The organism is Azospirillum sp. FG154 (assembly GCF_057809575.1).
This window is the reverse complement of record NZ_JBMDKF010000014.1, coordinates 66,308-85,577: the sequence shown is the minus strand read 5'-3', so window position 1 is coordinate 85,577 and position 19,270 is coordinate 66,308. Positions and strand designations below refer to the sequence as shown.

At 64.8% G+C, this 19,270-nt stretch carries 15 protein-coding genes; 10 read left to right on the top strand and 5 right to left on the bottom strand.

Translation table 11 applies throughout. The features are described from left to right. Positions 1-140: 140 nt before the first annotated feature. The 4 genes from typA to ACODS4_RS16945 all read left to right on the top strand — a co-directional run bounded on the left by typA (position 141) and on the right by ACODS4_RS16945 (position 6,093). Entirely contained in the window at positions 141-1,967 is a 1,827-nt protein-coding gene (typA, locus tag ACODS4_RS16960; protein ID WP_488865685.1) for a translational GTPase TypA, read from the top strand. A gap of 187 nt (positions 1,968-2,154) precedes the next feature. Further along, on the top strand, positions 2,155-3,828 hold the full coding sequence (locus tag ACODS4_RS16955; protein ID WP_488865683.1) for an ABC transporter permease: 1,674 nt from the start codon (positions 2,155-2,157) through the stop codon (positions 3,826-3,828). A gap of 105 nt (positions 3,829-3,933) precedes the next feature. Further along, positions 3,934-4,956 (top strand): Fe(3+) ABC transporter substrate-binding protein, encoded by a 1,023-nt coding sequence (locus ACODS4_RS16950; RefSeq protein ID WP_488865681.1) that lies wholly within the window; start codon positions 3,934-3,936, stop codon positions 4,954-4,956. Between the two features lie 72 nt (positions 4,957-5,028). Beyond that, positions 5,029-6,093: an ABC transporter ATP-binding protein gene (locus ACODS4_RS16945; protein ID WP_488865679.1), complete on the top strand. Its 1,065-nt coding sequence runs from the start codon at positions 5,029-5,031 to the stop codon at positions 6,091-6,093. Here the strand turns inward: ACODS4_RS16945 and ACODS4_RS16940 are convergent. Beyond that, positions 6,071-6,508 carry an HIT domain-containing protein gene (locus ACODS4_RS16940; protein ID WP_488865677.1) on the bottom strand — a complete coding sequence of 146 codons (438 nt, stop codon included), beginning with the start codon at positions 6,506-6,508 and terminating at the stop codon, positions 6,071-6,073. The two genes, ACODS4_RS16945 and ACODS4_RS16940, sit on opposite strands and share 23 nt — an antisense overlap. A 214-nt stretch (positions 6,509-6,722) precedes the next feature. On the opposite strand from ACODS4_RS16940, the gene ACODS4_RS16935 reads away from it, so the two are divergent. The 3 genes from ACODS4_RS16935 (at position 6,723) to ACODS4_RS16925 (ending at position 10,459) form a co-directional block, all read left to right on the top strand. Continuing rightward, the gene (locus ACODS4_RS16935; protein ID WP_488865675.1) at positions 6,723-9,338 is read left to right on the top strand and encodes a glycosyltransferase; all 2,616 of its coding nucleotides are present in this window, start codon (positions 6,723-6,725) and stop codon (positions 9,336-9,338) included. A gap of 135 nt (positions 9,339-9,473) precedes the next feature. After that, entirely contained in the window at positions 9,474-10,025 is a 552-nt protein-coding gene (locus tag ACODS4_RS16930) for a hypothetical protein (protein ID WP_488865673.1), read from the top strand. A gap of 101 nt (positions 10,026-10,126) precedes the next feature. Next, a complete protein-coding gene (locus ACODS4_RS16925; protein ID WP_488865671.1) occupies positions 10,127-10,459 on the top strand; it encodes a (2Fe-2S) ferredoxin domain-containing protein in 333 nt (110 codons plus the stop codon). A 44-nt stretch (positions 10,460-10,503) separates the two neighbouring features. Here ACODS4_RS16925 and ACODS4_RS16920 read toward each other — a convergent pair whose 3' ends face one another. Beyond that, a complete protein-coding gene (locus ACODS4_RS16920; protein WP_488865669.1) occupies positions 10,504-11,652 on the bottom strand; it encodes a nicotinate phosphoribosyltransferase in 1,149 nt (382 codons plus the stop codon). A 368-nt stretch (positions 11,653-12,020) separates the two neighbouring features. Between ACODS4_RS16920 and ACODS4_RS16915 the strand changes: the two genes are divergently transcribed. Continuing rightward, positions 12,021-12,518, top strand: a complete 498-nt coding sequence (locus ACODS4_RS16915; protein WP_488865667.1) for a flagellar basal body-associated FliL family protein — start codon at positions 12,021-12,023, stop codon at positions 12,516-12,518. Between the two features lie 150 nt (positions 12,519-12,668). Further along, positions 12,669-14,030 carry a glutathione-disulfide reductase gene (gor, locus tag ACODS4_RS16910; protein WP_488865665.1) on the top strand — a complete coding sequence of 454 codons (1,362 nt, stop codon included), beginning with the start codon at positions 12,669-12,671 and terminating at the stop codon, positions 14,028-14,030. Between the two features lie 77 nt (positions 14,031-14,107). Here the strand turns inward: gor and ACODS4_RS16905 are convergent, their stop codons facing one another. Then, the gene (locus ACODS4_RS16905) at positions 14,108-15,487 is read right to left on the bottom strand and encodes a hypothetical protein (RefSeq protein ID WP_488865663.1); all 1,380 of its coding nucleotides are present in this window, start codon (positions 15,485-15,487) and stop codon (positions 14,108-14,110) included. Positions 15,488-15,685: 198 nt separating this feature from the next. Continuing rightward, positions 15,686-17,044, bottom strand: a complete 1,359-nt coding sequence (locus ACODS4_RS16900; RefSeq protein ID WP_488865661.1) for an AmpG family muropeptide MFS transporter — start codon at positions 17,042-17,044, stop codon at positions 15,686-15,688. A gap of 230 nt (positions 17,045-17,274) precedes the next feature. Here ACODS4_RS16900 and ACODS4_RS16895 point away from each other — a divergent pair, with 230 nt between their 5' ends. Further along, positions 17,275-18,666 (top strand): class II 3-deoxy-7-phosphoheptulonate synthase, encoded by a 1,392-nt coding sequence (locus ACODS4_RS16895; RefSeq protein WP_488865659.1) that lies wholly within the window; start codon positions 17,275-17,277, stop codon positions 18,664-18,666. A gap of 65 nt (positions 18,667-18,731) precedes the next feature. On the opposite strand, the gene ACODS4_RS16890 is transcribed toward ACODS4_RS16895, so the two are convergent. Next, on the bottom strand, positions 18,732-19,154 hold the full coding sequence (locus ACODS4_RS16890) for a flagellar basal body-associated FliL family protein (protein WP_488865657.1): 423 nt from the start codon (positions 19,152-19,154) through the stop codon (positions 18,732-18,734). Positions 19,155-19,270: the final 116 nt, after the last annotated feature.

Genomic DNA, 19,270 nt, shown 5'->3' with positions numbered 1-19,270 from the left:
CTTGCCTTTTTGCCGCAGATCGCTATATTGCGCCGCAACAGTTTCCCCGACAGCGCCCACCGAAGTCCTTCGGCGGGCCTTTTTGTTTGGTTGCGGTGTCGTACCGCGTGTCGGGGGTGCCATTGCGAGACCAAGGCTCCATGAATCTCCGAAACGTCGCCATCATCGCTCACGTTGACCACGGCAAAACCACCCTGGTCGATCAGCTCCTGAAACAAGCCGGTTCCTTCCGCGAAAATCAGCAGGTCGCTGAGCGCGCCATGGACTCCAACGATCTGGAGCGCGAGCGCGGCATCACCATTCTCGCCAAGTGCACCTCGGTCCTGTGGAACGACCTGCGCATCAACATCGTCGACACCCCCGGCCACGCCGATTTCGGCGGTGAAGTCGAGCGCATCCTGTCGATGGTGGACGGCGTCGTCCTGCTCTGCGACGCGGCCGAAGGCCCGCTGCCGCAGACCAAATTCGTGCTGGGCAAGGCCCTGAAGCTGGGCCTGCGCCCCATCGTCATCGTCAACAAGGTGGACCGTTCCGACGCCCGCCCGCACGAAGTGCATGACGAGGTGTTCGACCTGTTCTCGTCGCTGGACGCCAGCAACGAGCAGCTCGATTTCCCGACCCTGTTCGCCTCGGGCCGCAACGGCTGGGCGACCACCGATCTGGAAAACGGCGCGCGCGAGACGCTGACCCCGCTGTTCGAGCTGATCCGCGACCACGTCCCGCCCCCCAAGGTTGACGCCGACGCGCCCTTCACGATGCTGGCGACCACCCTGGAAGCCAACCCCTATCTGGGCCGCATCCTGACCGGTCGCATCCAGACCGGCACCGTCAAGGTCAACATGGCCATCAAGGCGTTGAGCCGTGACGGCAAGCTGATCGAAAGCGGCCGCATCAGCAAGGTGCTGTCCTTCCGTGGCCTGGAGCGCGTTCCGGTGGACGAGGCGCAGGCCGGCGACATCGTCGCGCTGGCCGGTCTGACCCAGACCACGGTCGCCGACACCATCTGCGCCCCGGAAGTCTCCGACCCCATCGCCTCGCAGCCCATCGACCCGCCGACCCTGGCGATGACCTTCTCGGTCAACGACAGCCCGCTGGCCGGTCGCGAAGGCGACAAGGTGACGAGCCGCATGATCCGCGACCGCCTGTTCCGCGAAGCGGAAGGCAACGTGGCTCTGCGCATCACCGACACGACGGGCGGCGACGCCTTCGAGGTCGCCGGTCGCGGCGAATTGCAGCTTGGCATCCTGATCGAGACGATGCGCCGCGAGGGCTATGAGCTGGCCATCAGCCGTCCGCGCGTGCTGTTCAAGACCGACGAACTGAGCGGCCAGCGTCTGGAGCCGATCGAGGAAGTCGTCGTCGACGTGGACGAGGAGTTCTCCGGCACCGTCGTGCAGAAGATGGCCGAGCGCAAGGCCGATCTGGTCGAAATGCGCCCGTCGGGCGGCGGCAAAACCCGCATCGTGTTCTACGCCCCGTCGCGCGGCCTGATCGGCTATCAGGGCGAGTTCCTGACCGACACGCGCGGCACCGGCATCATGAACCGCCTGTTCCATGGCTACGCCCCGTTCAAGGGCGCCATCGCGGCGCGGCGCACCGGCGTTCTGATCGCCAACAGCGACGGCGTCGCCGTCGCCTACGCGCTGTGGAACCTGGAAGATCGCGGCCCGATGCTGATCGATCCGGGCGTTCCGGTCTATCAGGGCATGATTATTGGCGAGCACACCCGTGGCAACGACCTTGAGGTCAACGTCATCAAGGGCAAGCAGCTCACCAACATCCGCACGACCAGCAAGGACGAAGCCGTCCGTCTGACGCCGCCGATCCAGATGACCCTGGAACGCGCGCTGTCCTACATCTCGGACGACGAGTTGGTCGAGGTCACGCCGAAGTCGATCCGTCTGCGCAAGCGTTACCTGGACCCGAACGAGCGCAAGCGTCATTCGCGCGCGGCGGAAGCCAGCTAAGACCGAAAACGTCTCAAGCCCCCTCCCTCCCACGCTGAACAGCGTGGGTCCCTCCCCCCCCCCGCCTGTGGCGGTGGAGGGAAAGGCAGCGGCAGTCCCCTCTCCCACCGCAGGTGGGGGAGGGTTAGGGAGGGGGCCTGACACGCGCCGCCTGAAGACCGCTTTCCCCACCCCAGGATCCCCACGCATGGCGTTGGCGACCGACGCGAAGTCCCCCGGCTCCCCGTCCTTCTCCCCGTTCCGCCTGCTGGCGCGCGTCGGCCCCACAGGCCTGATCGCCCTGATCCTCGCGATCCTCATCGCCGTTCCCATTCTCGCCGTTTTCGCCCAATCCATCGCCTCGACTGGCGATTTGTGGCGGCACATGGCCCGCACCGTTCTGACCGACTACGTGGTCAACACGTTGGCGCTTCTGGGAATCGTCGGCTGCCTCACCGGCGTGGTCGGCGTCGCCTGCGCTTGGACCGTGACGATGCACGAGTTCCCCGGACGCCGGGTTTTGCAATGGCTGCTGCTGTTGCCCTTGGCGATGCCCGCCTATGTGCTGGCCTACACCTACACCGATTTCCTGCAATTCGCCGGGCCGTTGCAAAGCGCGCTGCGCGATCTGACTGGCTGGCGGCGCGGCGATTACTGGTTTCCCGCCATTCACAGCCCGTGGGGCGCCGGGTTCGTCCTCTCCTCCGTGCTGTACCCCTACGTCTATGTCCTGACGCGCGCCGCCTTTCTGGAACAGTCGGTCTGCGTGCTGGAAGCCAGCCGCACCCTGGGTTGCACCGCCTTCGGCGCCTTTCGCCGGGTGGCGCTGCCGCTCGCCCGCCCCGCTTTGGTCGCCGGGGTTGGTTACGCGCTGATGGAAACTTTGGCCGATTTTGGCGCCGTCCGCTATTTCGGCATCGACACCTTCACCGTCGGCATCTACCGCACATGGTTCGCTTTGGGCGACGCGGCGGTGGCGGCTCAACTGGCCTCGGTCCTTCTGCTGTTCGTTCTGGCGCTGGTCGGGTTGGAACGTCTGTCGCGCGGCGCCATGCGCTTTCATCAGACCACCAGCCGTTACCGGGCGTTGCCCGCCCCCCGCCTGTCGGCGCGCGGCGCGCTGGTGGCCTGGATTGTGTGTTTGACGCCGATCTTTTTCGGCTTTCTGCTGCCCGCCGCCATTTTGATCGCCATGATCCTGCGCGGCGGCGGCGATCTGACGCTCGACCGCTTCGTCGATCTGGCCGTCAACACCGTAATTCTGGGCGGGGCCGGGGCCGCGCTGGTGGTCGCTGCCGCGCTGCTGGTGATTCATGGCGTGCGGCACGACCGCAGCCGTCTGGCCGCAGCCGCCGTTCGCCTCGCCTCGCTGGGGTACGCCACGCCGGGGACGGTGATCGCCGTCGGCATCCTGATCGCCGTCGGGCTGATGCGCGATTGGAGCGGCTGGTCGGTGGGGGCCATTCTGGGCGGCACGATCATCGGCATTCTTTATGGCTATCTGATTCGCTTCTTCGTCGTCGCTTACGGGCCGCTGGAGGCCGGATTCGCCAAGATCGGCCCGAATCTGGAGGGCGCCGCCCGCTCGTTGGGCCACAGCCCACTGCAAGTGATGCGACGCGTCCATCTGCCCTTGCTGCGGCCAAGCCTGCTCAGCGCCGCGCTGCTGGTCTTTGTCGACATCGTCAAGGAACTGCCCGCCACAATGATTCTGCGGCCCTTCAATTTCGACACGCTGGCCATCGAAGCCTTCCGCATGGCCTCGACCGAGCGGTTGGACGACGCCGCCCTGCCCGCGCTGGCCATCGTAATGGTCGGCCTGCTGCCGGTGATCGCGCTCAGTCGCAGCATCGCGGCGGCCCGCCCCGGCCACGAACGCTGATCCCGCAACAGGCTCTTGGGGCCAACCGCAATCTCGACAGCCCCTCTTGCAACTGATATCCATTCGCACCAGATACGCGAACAGTTCGCAACCCTGGAGCTTGGAATGTCCGTTAAGACGATCATCGGCCTGACCGTCGCCTTTGGCGCCCTCACCCTGACCTCGGCGCACGCCCAAGAGGTGAACGTCTACAACTCGCGCCACTACAACACCGACCGCGCGATCTACGACAATTTCACCAAGGCGACCGGCATCAAGGTCAACATCATTGAGGGCAACCACGACGAGTTGATCCAGCGCCTGAAGTCGGAAGGGGCCAGCAGCCCCGCCGATCTGTTCATCACGGTGGACGCCGGGCGTTTGGCCGCCGCCGCCCAGGACGGGCTGCTCGCCCCCGTCACCTCGCCCGCGTTGGAAGCCGTCAAGGTTCCGGCCAATCTGCGCGCGCCCAACGGCGCGTGGTGGGGGCTGTCGAGCCGCGCCCGCGTCATCGTCTACGCGCTCGACCGCGTGAAGCCGGACCAGATCAAGACCTATGAGGATCTCGCCAAGCCGGAATGGAAGGGCAAGGTCCTGACCCGCAGCGGCACCCATCCCTACAGCTTGGCCCTGACCGCCTCGATGATCGCCGCCAACGGCGAGGAGAAAACCGAAGCCTGGGTCAAGGGGCTGGTCGCCAACCTCGCCCGCCCGCCGCAGGGCGGCGACACCGACCAGATCAAGGCGGTGGCGGTCGGCGAAGGCGACGTGGCGCTGGCCAACACCTATTATGTCGGGAAGCTCATCACCTCGGCCAAGGCCGAAGACCGGGCGGTCGCCGCCAAGATCGGCGTGATCTTCCCCAACCAAGAGGATCGCGGAACCCACGTCAACCTCAGCGGCGCCGGGGTGGTGAAAACCGCGCCGCACGCCGAGAACGCCCGCAAACTGCTGGAGCATCTGCTCAGCCCCGAGGCCCAGCGCATGTTCGCCGACGGCAACATGGAATTCCCGGTCAATCCGGCGGTGCAGCCGCACGCCGAACTGACCAAGCTGGGAAGCTTCAAGCAAGCGGCGGTCAACGCGGCCTCCTTCGCCGAGTTCACCCCGCAGGCCCTGCGCGTCATGGACCGCGCGGGTTGGAAGTGACATGCTCCGCAGCCCCGCCCCAAACTTGGGCGGGGCTGTTTCCGTTCCCGTTTTCTGGACCGCCGCCCGCCGATGACCGCCCCCGCCTCCCCCTCCGTCATCCTGTCCGACATCGTCCATCACTATGGAGCGCACCGCGCGGTGGACGGCGTGTCGCTCAGCGTCGCCCCGCGTGAGATCTTGTGCGTCGTCGGCCCGTCGGGCTGCGGGAAATCCACTCTGCTGCGCCTCGTCAGCGGTCTGGAAACGGTGCAGCGTGGCCGGATTGCGGTTGGCGGTCAGCTTTTGGCCTCGCCCGAGCGGTCCTTGCCGCCGGAGCGCCGCCCGGTCGGCATGATGTTTCAGGACTTCGCCCTGTTTCCCCACATGACCGTGGCCGGAAACATCGCTTTTGGCCAGACCGACCGCCCCCGCGCCGAACGTGACCGCCGGGTTGGCGAGTTGTTGGAGCTGATGGCGCTGACCCGTTACGCCAAGGCCTACCCGCACACCTTGTCCGGCGGCCAGCAACAGCGCGTGGCGCTGGCCCGCGCCATGGCCCGCGATCCGCAGGTGCTTTTGCTCGACGAGCCGTTTTCCGCGCTGGACGAGCAGTTGCGCCGCTCCGTCCGCGACGAGGTGGTGCGGTTGATCCGCTCCAGCGGCATCGCCACCATCGTCGTCACTCACGACCCGGAAGAGGCGATGGAGATCGGCAACCGCGTCGCGGTGATGGAGGCCGGGCGGCTGGTGCAGAGCGACACGCCGCTGGCGCTCTACCGCCAACCCGCCAACAGCTTCGTCGCCCGCCTGTTCGGCGAGATCAACCGTTTCGAGGCGACGGTGGAGGACGGCCATCTCCACACCCCGCTTGGCCGCTTCGCCACCCCCAGCCTGACCAGCGGCGCCCGCGTCGAGGTGGCGTGCCGCATCGAGGATCTGGAACTCGCCCCGCCGGGCCAGAACGCGAACGCCGTGCCGGTGCGGGTGCGGCATTCCAGCTTCCTCGGCGCCTCGACCCGTATTTGCTTGGCCCTGCCCGGCGCGCCGAGCGGCGAAATTCACGCCCGCTTGCCCGGCCATGTCGATGTGAAGGCTGGGGATGAGTTGGCGGCGCGGGTGGATGGTCAGCGCGTCATGCTGTTTCCGACCGGCTGAGGCTGTCCGCATCTTCGGCCAACGCCTGGGCGATGCGGGCGACCAACGCCGCGCCCTCCGCCGCCGCGTAAGCCTCGGCGTGGCCCGATCCCCAGACCGGCCCCGGCCACGCCGGATCGCCGCGCGTCCGCCCGATGACGTGGACGTGCAACTGCGGCACCATGTTGCCCAGCGCCCCGACATTCAGCTTGTCCGGAGAAAACAACCGCTCGACCACCCGTGAGACGGCGGCGATTTCCGCCATCAGCGCCGTCTGGTCGGCGGCTGACAGGCGATGGATCTCCACCGCGCCCGCCCGACGGGGAACCAGGATCAGCCACGGCCAAACCCGGTTGTTCATCAGCAAGATCCGGCACAGCCCCAGGTCGCAGACCGGAATCGTGTCGGCTGCAAGCCGTTCGTGTAGGGAAAACATGGCGTTCTCCTGTGTTGCAAGGCCCGATGGCCTAGGACGAATGGCTGTCCGCGCAAAGCCGACAGTGGCAGCGCGGCCATGAAGGATGTATAGAACATCTTACGATCTTTGATGAATCGGCCTTTGGCATTTTCCGATGATCTTGGGGTGGACGGGGCGGCTTGAGGCCGCCGCGTCCGGGTGAAACTGGGTGCGGCGAGCGAGAACGACTCACATGCGCAAAAAAGCGTTTGCGGTCCTTATTCTGGTGATCCTCGGCAATGTCGGGGCATGGGCGTGGTGGAATCGCCCGGTCGCCGAACGCTCCTGGGCGGGCGCCATCAACGGCGTCGGCTACACGCCCTTCCATCCCAACAAAAGCCCGTCGAAGGGCGACAAGGCCAGCGCCGACGACATCGACAAGGACATGATCGCGCTGGAAGGCGCGGTGAAGGGCGTCCGCACCTATTCGGCCACCGACGGTTCGGAACTGGTCGCGCCCATCGCCAAGAAATACGGCCTGCCGGTGCTGGCGGGTGCCTGGATCGCCGGAAAACCGGAAATCGACGAGCCGGAAATCGCCGCGCTCATCAAGCTGGCGCGCGCCAACAACAACGTGCGCCGCGTTCTGGTCGGCAACGAGGCGGTGCTGCGCGCCAACGTCACCGTGCCGCAGATCATCGACTACATCAAACGGGTGAAGAAGAAGGTCAACGTCCCGGTTTCCACCGCTGAGCCGTGGCACGTCTGGCTGAAGCACCCGGAGCTGGTGGACGCGGTGGACTTCATCGCCGTCCATCTTCTGCCCTATTGGGAAGGCGTGCCGGTCGATCAATCGGTCGATTACGCCATGGTCCGCTACAACGAGTTGAAGACCAAATACCCCAACAAGCACATCCTGATCGGTGAAATCGGCTGGCCCGCCGACGGCCCCTGGCGCCGGGGCGCGGAGGCCAGCCAGATCAATCAGGCGAAGTTCATCCGCAACTTCCTGAACATCGCCGCCCAGAACAAGCTTGATTACTTCATCATGGAGGCCTTCGATCAGCCGTGGAAGCGGGAGATCGAGGGCACCGCCGGAACCAGTTGGGGCCTGTGGGACGCCTACCGCACGCCGAAATTCCCGATGATCGGCGGCGTTCAGGAAATCCGCAATTGGCAGGTCAAATGCGCCACCGCCGTGGCGCTGGGCTTCCTGCCGCTGGTGTTTTTCCTGTGGCGACGCGGCGACCATCTGAAAATGGGTGGACAACTGTTTTACGGCGCGCTGATTCAGGCGGTCGCTTCGGTTCTCGTCTTCACGGTCAGCGCCGCGTCGGCGGCGGGCCTTGCCGTCACCACCGAAATCGCCTGGGGCCTGCTGATCCTGTTCCAGTTGGTGCTGTTCGCCGTGATGCTGATTGACGGCATGGAACTGACCGACGTCGTTTGGCAGAAAAACTTCAAGCGCAAGTTCATCCCCTGCTCCGCCGCCCCCCTGCCCGACGCGCCCAAGGTGTCGATCCATGTGCCGTGCTACAACGAGCCGCCGCACATGGTCATGCAGACGCTGGACGCGCTGGCCCGGCTGGACTACCCGAATTATGAGGTTCTGCTGCTCGACAACAACACCAAGGATCCGGCTGTGTGGAAGCCGGTCGAGGAGTATTGCAAGCAGCTTGGCCCGAAATTCCGCTTCTTCCACCTCGACAATTGGCCCGGCTTCAAAGCCGGGGCGTTGAATTTCGGCTTGGCCCAGACCGCGCCGGACGCCCAGCACATCGCGGTGATCGACAGCGACTATCAGGTTCACCCCGATTGGCTGAAGGCGACCATCCCGCATTTCAGCCGTCCCGAGGTCGGCTTCGTCCAGTCGCCGCAGGATTACCGCGATTGGGACCATGATCTGTTCCAGCGGATGATAAATTGGGAATACGCCGGTTTCTTCCACATCGGCATGATCCAGCGGAACGAACAGAACGCCATCATCCAGCACGGCACGATGACCATCATCCGCAAGACGGCGCTGGAAGGCGTCGGGCGCTGGGGCGAATGGTGCATCACCGAGGACGCGGATCTTGGCCTGCGCCTGTTCGAGAACAAGTACGAAGCCGTCTATATGCCGGAAAGCTACGGCAAGGGGCTGGTTCCCGACAGCTTCTCCGCCTACAAGACTCAGCGTTTCCGCTGGGCTTATGGCGCGGTGCAGATCCTGAAGCATCATTGGCGGCAATTGTCGCCGGGCGCGAAGGAGCTGACCACCGGGCAGAAGTATCATTTCATCACCGGCTGGCTGCCCTGGTTCGCCGACGCCGCCCACATGGTGTTCGGCATCGCCGGAATCATCTGGTCCATCGGTCTGCTGGCCTTCCCGAAATATTTCGAGTTTCCGCCCAACGTCTTCATGATCCCGACGCTCAGCGTCTTCGCCTTCAAGGTCGGGGCGTCGCTGTGGCTGTACGAAGCGCGGGTGAAGTGCGGCTTCTGGGACAAGGTCGGGGCCGCCGTCGCCGGCATGGCGCTGACCCACACGGTCGGACGCGCCATGTGGCTGGGCATGTTCACTTCAGGCCGTCCCTTCGTCCGCACGCCGAAATGCGAGAACCAACCGGCGCTGATGCAGGCCTTCCTGATGGCCAGCGAGGAGTTGGCGTTGCTGGTGTCGCTGTGGGGCGCGGCCCTGGCCATCGTGCTGGTGTTCGGCCACGAAAACCGCGACGCCTTCATGTGGTCGGGTCTGCTGGTGGTGCAATCGCTGCCCTATCTGGCGGCTTTCATCACCTCGCTCATCAACGTCTTCCCCAATCTGACCCTGGGCAAGAGCCGCCCGGAGCCGGTCAAGGACGCGCTGGGCAGCGGCGCCGCCGATTGATGAAACGCCTCTGACGAACGGCGGCGGGCGCCTTGCGCGCATCCGCCGCCCGTTCTATGACCGGAACGCCATTGACTGTCCGGCGATCTCTGCCAGACTTTTTCTTATGGGGAGTCTCCCCATGGGAGGCGCAGGATGGCCGGAAGCGGGTTGGGCCAGTCCGAATTTTCCGTTCGCACGACGGCTGGCGTTGAACGCGCTGGAACCGCGACCGAGAGGAATTACAAACGTAACCCTCGACAGGAACGCCGCGACCGCAATCCACCCAATCCGCAGCGCCGCCGCGTTTATGATCTTCTGTTCGATGAGATCGACCAGTTCGACAATCTGGACGACCACCAGCGCGACCGGCTGAAAGCCAATCTGCGCGAGCATCTGACCACCAACGCCCCGCAGCCCGCAGCCCGACCGCCGCCGCCCGATCAGGACGAAGAAGCTCTCGCGGACAAAATCCTCAAGGATCCCGCCGCAAAGGTTCCGGTCGATGAAGACCACATCATCAAGGCGGCCACCGCCCCCCTGCCCGGCTTCACCCCTGAACAGGTGGCGAGCAACGCCATTTTGGCGATTCAACTGCGCGATTGTCTGGCCCGCCACACCGACCGGGCGCGCAAGGTCGCGGTGTATCTGCATCTTTTGCTGACCATCGACGGCGCGCTGCGCCCGCACACCATCATGGATGTGTGACGGAACATCGCTCCGCCAGTCTGGAACGATTGCAATTCTCTTGCTGCGTCGCACAAATCGGGCATTATCCATAGAAAGTTTATGGCTATGGAGCGCCCGACATGCCCCTCGACATCCCGCAGACCTTTCGCCACCACGTCTTTTGCTGCGCCCAGCAACGCCCGCCCGGCCACCCGCGCGGCAGTTGCGCGGCGAAAAACGCCCATCCCCTGTGGCAACGGCTGGATCAGAAAATCCAGGCGGCGGGCCTGACCGACGTCGGCATGGCGATGACCGGCTGCCTGGGCTTCTGCTCCGCCGGGCCGCTGATGGTGGTGTACCCGGATGGGATCTGGTACCGCCCGGAAACGCCGGAGGACATTGACGAGATCGTCGCCTCGCACCTGACCGACAACAGGCCGGTCGAGCGGCTGGTCATGGTGCTGAGCCGCTGAAGGAAAGCCCTCTCCCCCCATGTATGAGGGAAGAGGGTCGCCGGTCAGCGCCGGAACAGGAACTCGCGGCCAACCTTCACGCGCTTTTCGCCGTCATATTCGATGATGTCGGCGGTGGCGTAGGTCTCGGTCCAGCGTTCGGGCAGATAGCTGCCGGTGCCGATGATGTCCACCGGGGCGTTGGCCTCGGCCATCAAGCGGCATTTCGCCGGGCCGAACCCGCTGCTGGCGACGATCTTGACCGCCGGGAATCCGGCGTCGTCCAGCCGTTCGCGCACGTAATGGATCGCCGCCGCCGACACGCCGGTGCCGATCAGGTAGCGCAGTTGGGTTTCGTCGCGATAGCCACGGATCGAATGCGGCGCGTGACGCTCCAACACCGCGTAGGAGCCGGGCGGGTCCAACCCCTCGACGAAGCGACCGCCGGGCGTGTCCAGCCGCAGGGTCAGCTTGCCCTGCGCCGCCAATTCGGGGAAGCGGCGGCAGACCTCCAGACCGTCGGTGATCTCGCGGCCAAAATAATCGACCAGCACGGTCAGCGGCAGATCGGGGAAGGTTTCGTGGAACATCTCCGCCGCGCGCACGGTGGACCCGGCGTAGCCGATCAGCGCGTGCGGCATGGTCCCCATGCCCTTGGCCTGCCCGAAGAAATGCGCGGTGGCGTCCGTGGCGTTGCCGACGAAGCCCTTGGCCCCAACCTTGCGCTTGGCCCGGTCCGACCCGACGGAGGCGGCGTAGGCCATCACCTCGGCCATGTCGGTTCCGGCGCAATGGCGCGCGTCCATCGCCAGAAAGGCCACCTTGGGCAGATCCGCGCACATGGTGAAGGCGTTGTAGGCGGCCACGCAGGCCGGACCCAGCTTTTGCAGCAGGATCGTTTCGGTGTCCACCAGATGATAGAAGGAGCCGGTGACGTAGAAAATCGGCTCGCCCGCGCCGACCCATTTGCCTTCCGGATAGTTCAACTGGATGTCGACCTCGAACCCCCGATCGCGGGCGACCGCCTGCAACCACTCCACCGCCAGACGCGGGGCGCACACCACCGGGCGGCGCATGAATATGGCGTAGGTGACTTTCTTGTCGCCGAACTTGCCGACCGTTTCCTTGGTGCGTCGGAAATAGGTGTCGGTCCAATCGCCAATCGTTGCAGCCGAGGGGTGGACGGCCAGCGGCCGTTTCGTGTTCTCGCTCATCGCCAAATGCCCTCGCCTTCCGCCCTGCCGTCCCATCGCGCGCCATCGGCTGCGCCCACCACGCGCGGACTCAACCAATTGACCAGACGGCCAGCATTATACGGCCCAGCCCCAATGGGGAAGAGGCTTCCGATCCGAACAGACGCGCCGTGATGGCAGGGTTGCGCGCGCGTCACGATGCGCAGGATCATATTTCAATCGAATGCCAAACAAATATCCAGAACATATTCCGCAAAACCATAATCCATGACAGGCGAAACTGAGAAACAAAACAGTATAAAATGCCGATATTTGACGAACACCTTGGCAGCCTCTACAGTCACTCCCAAGAGCGCATAAGGAATGGCGATGACCTTGCGATTGACATCATGGTGAGAACAGCGGCGACAAGCCAAAAGCGGGCAGAGGCGCCGCCTGAAGCCGAACGCATTGGCGGTCGCATCATCCCGGCCCTGTTCTTGCTGATTGTCACGTTGGCCGCCGCCGGGGCGGGCGGCGTTCTGATGCTGAAGCCAGCCACCGCCCACACCGGCGGCGCCTCGACCAGAATGTCCACCACGGCGCAGCCCACCTACGCCTCGATGCCCGCCATGAGCTTCACCCTGCGCGACGGCGACCGGCTGCGCGAACTGAAGGTCCGCGTGGTGTTGGAACTTGATCCGTCAATCCCGCTGGACACCGTCAAGCCCTATCTCCCGCACATCGCCGACGCCATGAGCGTCCGCATGCTGGACGTGGATCCGAACGAACTGAGCGGCCAGGAAGGCCCGCATTACATCAAGGACGCGCTGGGCTTCGCCGCCAACAAGGCGATCCGTCCGCTGAAAATCCGGCAGGTTCTGGTGCAGGACATGCTGCTGCGCTGACCGCGCAACCCTGCCGACCCTTTTCATCCTCCGCCGACGTCCCATATCGTCGCTGCGCCCCTCGACAGCTCCGGTGGAATGCGGAACACTCCGCCCACGCCGCCGCCGGACGATGGCGGGCGTCGGACAGCGCAGCGGAAGGAGACGGCCTTGGCCGAGTTCGATTTTGACCTCTTCACCATCGGAGCCGGGTCGGGCGGCGTCGCCGCCAGCCGTCGCGCCGCGTCCTATGGCGCCAAGGTGGCGATCTGCGAGGGCAGCCGAGTCGGCGGCACCTGCGTCATTCGCGGCTGCGTGCCGAAAAAGCTGCTGGTCTACGCCGCCCAATTCCGCGACGGCTTCGAGGACGCGCGAGGCTTTGGCTGGGACGCGCAGACTCCCGCCTTCGATTGGCCGACCCTGATCGCCCGCAAGAACGCGGAGATCGACCGGCTGAACGGCCTCTACCTCTCCATGCTGAAGAATTCCGGCGTCACGCTGTTCGAGTCCTTTGGCCGCATCGTCGATCCCCACACGGTCGAGGTGGACGGCAAACGCCACACCGCCCGCCGCATCCTGATCGCCACCGGCGGCTGGCCGACCAAGCCGCCCATCGAGGGGATCGAGCACGCCGTGACCTCCAACGAGGCGCTGGATTTGCCAACGCTGCCGAAATCCGTGCTGATTCTCGGCGGCGGCTACATCGCCGTCGAGTTCGCCGGGATCTTCCGGGGGCTGGGGGCCGACGTCTCGCTGATGATTCGCGGCGAGCATCTGCTGAACGGCTTTGACGACGACATCCGCGTCGCGCTGGAAGGCGAGATGAAAAAGCGCGGAATCGCCATCCTGTCCGGGACCAAACCGACCAAGATCGAGAAAACCGACGACGGCTACCGCGTCACCGACCATCTGGGCGCCACGCACGACGTCGGTCTCGTCATGGCCGCCACCGGGCGCCACCCCAACACCAACGGGCTTGGCCTGGACTCCATCGGCGTGACGCTGGACAAGGCCGGGGCCATTCCGGTCGATGAGTGGTCGCGCACCAGCGTGGAGAGCGTCTACGCCATCGGCGACGTCACCGACCGCATGGCGCTCACCCCCATCGCCATCGCCGAGGGGCGGGCGCTGGCCGAGACCCTGTTCAACGACACCCCCACCCGCATCGGCTACGACAATGTGCCGACGGCGGTCTTCTCCATCCCGCCGCTGGGCACGGTCGGCTTGACCGAGGCGCAGGCCCGCGCGACCCACGCCAAGGTGGATGTTTACAAAGCCGGTTTCCGCCCGATGAAGCACACGCTCTCGGGCCGCGACGAGCGAATCCTGATGAAGCTGGTCGTCGATGGCGACAGCCAACGGGTGTTGGGCTGCCACATGATGGGCATGGACGCGCCGGAAATGATGCAGGCGCTGGGCATCGCCCTGAATTGCGGGGCCACCAAGCGCGATTTCGACCGCACCATCGCTTTGCATCCCTCCACCGCCGAAGAATTCGTGCTGATGCGCGAAAAATCACCCGATCCGGCCTGAGAAACAGGGCGGCGCTCCCCCCGAAGCGCCGCCCGTTCCGTTTCAGGACCGTCTCACCCGATCAATTCGGGGGGCGATCAATTCGGCGGGTTGGCCACCGCCCAAGAGAAATCGGTGCGGGTCGAGTTTTTGGTGAAGTATGTGGTGTCGCCAAAGAAATTGATCGGCTTGCTGTAGTTCGTCGGATAGTTCGGCCCTGTGCCCACCCCGGCCAAGCCATGACAACTCACGCAATTCGACGTGATGCCCGCCGGGATGCCGGGATCGGTTTCCAGATAGGGGTTGAAGCACAGCGCCATGTTGCTGCTGCTGGCCGGGATGGTCTGGCTGTAGCTTGTGCACATGGCGTAGTTGTTGAACGGCGCCGGGAGGCTGGCCGGGGCGTCCGCCTTGGATCCGGGGAACTTCTTCGGGGTGTCGGGGCCTGGCTGCCAATAAAAGGTCTGCCACGTCCAGAACGGAACTTCCTTGCTGTTCACATGCATGGCGAACAGCACGGCGTAATCGCCCGCCGACGCCGTGACCTGTTGGGCGTTCTTCATCGCGGCGGCCTCTTCCGCCGACAGGGTGAAATTGTACAGCGCGCTGACGGGGGCGTAATAGCCGACGGTGCAGGCCAGCCCGGCGGTCTTAGCCGCCGCGTTCAGGGCGGCGACCTCGGCTTTGGTCAGCTTGCTCTGGCTGATGGGGATTGTGCCGCCCGTGCCCGCCGGATCGACGGCGACGCAGGTTTTCCAGGTGTTGGGCGTCGGGTTCGTGGCGTTGGTCGCTTGCGACGGCCCTTGCCACAGCGGCAGCGGCGTGTAGCCCTTTTGGGCGACCACGCCGAACACCGGCTTCAATTCCAGCGCGTCGACCGGGAAGTCGTTGATCGTCCGATTGGTGGTGGGAACGCTTGCCGACCAAGCGCTGTTGAGCGTGGCCAAGCTGGCCTTGGTGTTGATCGCGTAAGAGCCGCTCAACCCGGCGATGGTCTGGGGAGCCGCGATGAAGGACGCGGCGGACGGGCTGAATTTGTTGAAGGACACGACCTGAAGAGCGCTCGTTTTCGATGAGGCGGCTTTCCCGGCCAACTGGGCGAGATGACCGAACTGATGCGGTTTGACGAAGTGGCGGGCGGGGGCCGTCACCGCCTTTTTGTTGGCGGTCAACAGAGACGTCGTCGGAACCGCAAAGGCCTCGTCCGTGCCGAGCCAGGTTTCCCAGACCGGCAGCGCGGTCCCGTTGTAGCTTTGCCCCGACGGCGCGTTCAACCCAGCCCAAATTGTCCAGCCATGCCCGCGAATTTGGGATTGCTGGTTGTTGGCCATCCAGCCTTGAATCGTCGTGCCCTGCGTGCCGATCCCGAAGCTGGCCGGGATGTCAACCGGGGTGATTTGCGCCTGCGCGGGCAAGGCGGCTCCCGCGCCAATCGCCGCCAACGCAACCATGGCGAGGGGATAAATTCGAATCGTCATGTCCTGAACCCTTCCTGTTCCAGGCCGGTCGGGTTTCAGCGAATCATCTCCAACATGTCGAATTATCTTGGACCGGCCGCCCCACTTTATACCTCTATACGGGAAAATCTTTCAGATCTAAATCGTTACAGTAGAATTACCGCCGCGTTTCAAACCTCAAACACGCGCGACAACAAACGGGGCGTGTCCCCTGCGCCGTCATTCCGCCGGGGCGGGGGACGCGCGGCGCGCCTCCAACCCCATCAGGCGGGTCAGCAGGAACAAGGCGGGCAGCGCCCCCGCCATTGACAGCAGGAAGAAGCTGACCCAATCCATGCGGTCGGCCAACCAGCCCGACGACGCGCCGAACAGATCGCCGCCCAGCTTGTAAAAGCTCGACAACAGCGCGTATTGCGTCGCGGTGTAGGCGACGTTGCACAGGCCGGACAGATAGGCGACGAAGGCCGCCGTGGCGACGCCGCCGCAGACATTTTCCACCGCCACCGTCACCGCCAGCGCCGACAGGTCATGCCCAGCCCAGGCCAACGCCACATAGCTGATGTTGGAGACCATTTGCAGGACGCCGCCGATCATCAGGCCGCGCAGCACCCCGACCCGCCCGACCAGCAACCCGCCAAGCAGCCCGCCGATGATCGTCGCCCACAGGCCGAACAGCTTGGTCACATTGGCGATTTCGGTCTTGGTGAAACCGATATCCACGTAGAAGGGCGACGACATCACCCCGGCCAGCACCTCGCCCAGCTTGTAGGTGGCGATGAAGGCCAGCATGACGACCCAGCCCTTGCGGCTCATGAATTGGGCGAAGGGGGCTACCACCGCGCCATAGAGCCAGGACAGCAAGGCCGCCATCCGCCCCGACAGATGCGGGCGCGCCGCCAGCCAATCGGCGACATGCTGTTCGCGCTGAAGCGATTCCGGGGAGACCGCGATCTTCGGCTCCTTGTTGATGAGGATGGTCACGACGCCGACCAGCACCAGCGCCGCCATCGCCTCATACGCCGCTTGCCAGCCGTTGAAATGGGCGACGTAGAGCGCCCCCGCCCCCGCCGCCAGCATGCCGAAGCGATAACCCAGCACCAGCACCGCCGCCCCGGCGGCCTGCCGATTCTCGTCCAGCACCTCGACCCGATAGGCGTCCACGACGATGTCCTGGCTGGCCGAGCAGAAGGCGACCAGCACCGCGAACAGCGCCGTCCACCAAAGCTCCGTCGCCGGGTTTGTCCCCGCCAGCCCCAGCAGCGCCACCATCAGCCCGGCTTGCGTGACCAAGGCCCAACCGCGCCGCCGCCCGAACAGCCGGGTCAGCAGCGGCAGGCGCAAACGGTCGATCAGCGGCGCCCACAGGAATTTCAGGGCGTAGGGCATGGTGACGAGGGCGAACAGGCCGATTCCGGTCTTGCTCACCCCCTGTTCGCGCAGCCAGACACTCAGGGTTGATCCGGTCAGCGCCAGCGGCAAGCCTTCGGAAAAACCCAGAAACAGGATCACCAGAACCCGGCGGTCGAGATAGATCGACGCGGCGTTCAGCCAGGAAGCGGGCCAGACGGATGGTTTCATCGGCGTTTTCCTTTGGAGATCGGCTGCGCGAACGCTGTGTATACGGCCCGACCTGGTTGGCTGTCACGGTCCATTTGCCAGCGGCAAGCTTGCCAAGCGTTGCGAATGTTTCCCCTGAAACGGTGGAAAAGTTGCCGCGAATCGGGCTATAGAGTTGACCCCCTGGGGCGATCACCGGCCTAATGGCCCAATCGCATTCGTCACCCCCGTCAAGGAAGAGCAGGCGCGTCATGGTCGAGCGTTGGACACCCGCCAGTTGGAGGTCGAAACCGGCAAAGCAGATGCCGACCTATCCCGACCAATCCAAGGTCGAAGCGGTCGAACAGCGTCTGGCCAGCTATCCCCCCCTGGTCTTCGCCGGTGAAGCCCGCAAGCTGAAGGCCAAGCTGGCCGACGCGTCGGTCGGCAAGGCGTTCCTGTTGCAGGGCGGCGATTGCGCCGAAAGCTTCGCCGAATTCCACCCCAACAACATCCGCGACACCTTCCGCGTGCTGTTGCAGATGGCGGTCGTGCTGACCTTCGGCGCGGCCATCCCGGTGGTCAAGGTCGGCCGCATGGCCGGTCAGTTCGCCAAGCCGCGTTCCGCCGACATGGAAGACATCGACGGCGTGTCGCTGCCCTCCTACCGGGGCGACATCATCAACGGCTTCGACTTCACCGCCGATTCGCGCGTTCCCGACCCGGAACGCATGATGCAGGCCTACACCCAGGCGGCGGCGACGCTGAACCTGCTGCGCGCCTTCGCCCAGGGCGGTTACGCCGATTTGCACAAGGTCCATCAATGGACCCTGAGCTTCGTCGAGCGGTCCCCGGCGGGCGAGCATTTCCAGGAACTGGCCAACCGGCTGGACGAAACGCTGGCCTTCATGGCGGCCTGCGGCATCACGGCGGACACCACCCCGCAGATCCGCGAGACCGATTTCTTCACCAGCCACGAAGCCTTGCTGCTGCCGTTTGAAGAGGCGCTGACCCGGATCGACAGCACGACCGGCGATTGGTACGACGTGTCGGCCCACATGCTGTGGATCGGCGACCGCACCCGTCAGCCCGACGGCGCGCATGTCGAATTCCTGCGCGGGGTGAAGAATCCCATCGGCCTGAAATGCGGCCCGACCACCGACCCGGACGAGCTGATCCGCCTGATCGACATCCTGAACCCCGACAACGAGGCGGGCCGCCTGACCCTGATCGTCCGCATGGGGGCCGAAAAGGTGACGGAGAAATTCCCGCCCCTGCTGCGCAAGGTCAAGAGCGAGGGGCGCAGCGTCGTCTGGTCTTGCGACCCGATGCACGGCAACACCATCAAATCGACCACGGGTTACAAAACCCGCCCGGTGGAAAAGGTGTTGGCCGAGGCGCGCGGCTTCTTCGACGTGCATCAGGCCGAAGGCACCCAGGCGGGCGGCGTGCATTTCGAGCTGACCGGCCAGGACGTCACCGAATGCACGGGCGGCGCCCAGGCGATCACCGATCACAAGCTGGCGCAACGTTACCACACCGCTTGCGACCCGCGCCTGAACGCCAGCCAATCGCTGGAGCTGGCCTTCCTGCTGGCTGGCGAGTTGAAGCGTGGCCGTGTCGAGCGTGAGGCCCAGCGCCGCGCGTCCGTCGCCGCCGAGTGAACGAAAAACGGACCGGAGCCTCGCGGCTTCGGTCCGTTCGTTTCAGCGACCAGAAGACCAAAAAATCAGTGAACGACCAAACGGTCGAGCAGGATTTCGCGAACGCGCACGTTGCGCATTTCACGATCCAACACGCTGGCGATGGTGCTTTTCATCAGCTTGGCCCCATCGGCCCCGGCCAATTGCTGCGGGTCGATCTGGCGCATCTTATCGGACAATTGATCGGTGATGCGCGGCACATAAGGTTCGGCCACCTTGCCATCCACCAGCGGATCAACCTCCAGCAACACTTTCACATCGACCAGACGGGCGTCGCCGCCGCCCAGAGTAAAAGTCATTTGTGGCAGAGCCGCATAATTCTTCTTCGGTCCGAGCTTGTCGGACGCGGCGCTGGAGCTTGCGTTCTTGTTGGCGATGACCGCCCCTGTCCCGCCCAACACAGCCAGCGTCACCAGCAGACCGGCGAGAATCACCGGCAGCAGCGACACCGTTTCTCCGTTGGCGTTTCGTCGAACCAGCCGCAAAATAGCTTCTCCGCCCATTGGGATCCGAAATGATCCACCCAATCGACATTTTAGAGAATGCTACTCCCCTGGTCAAACCG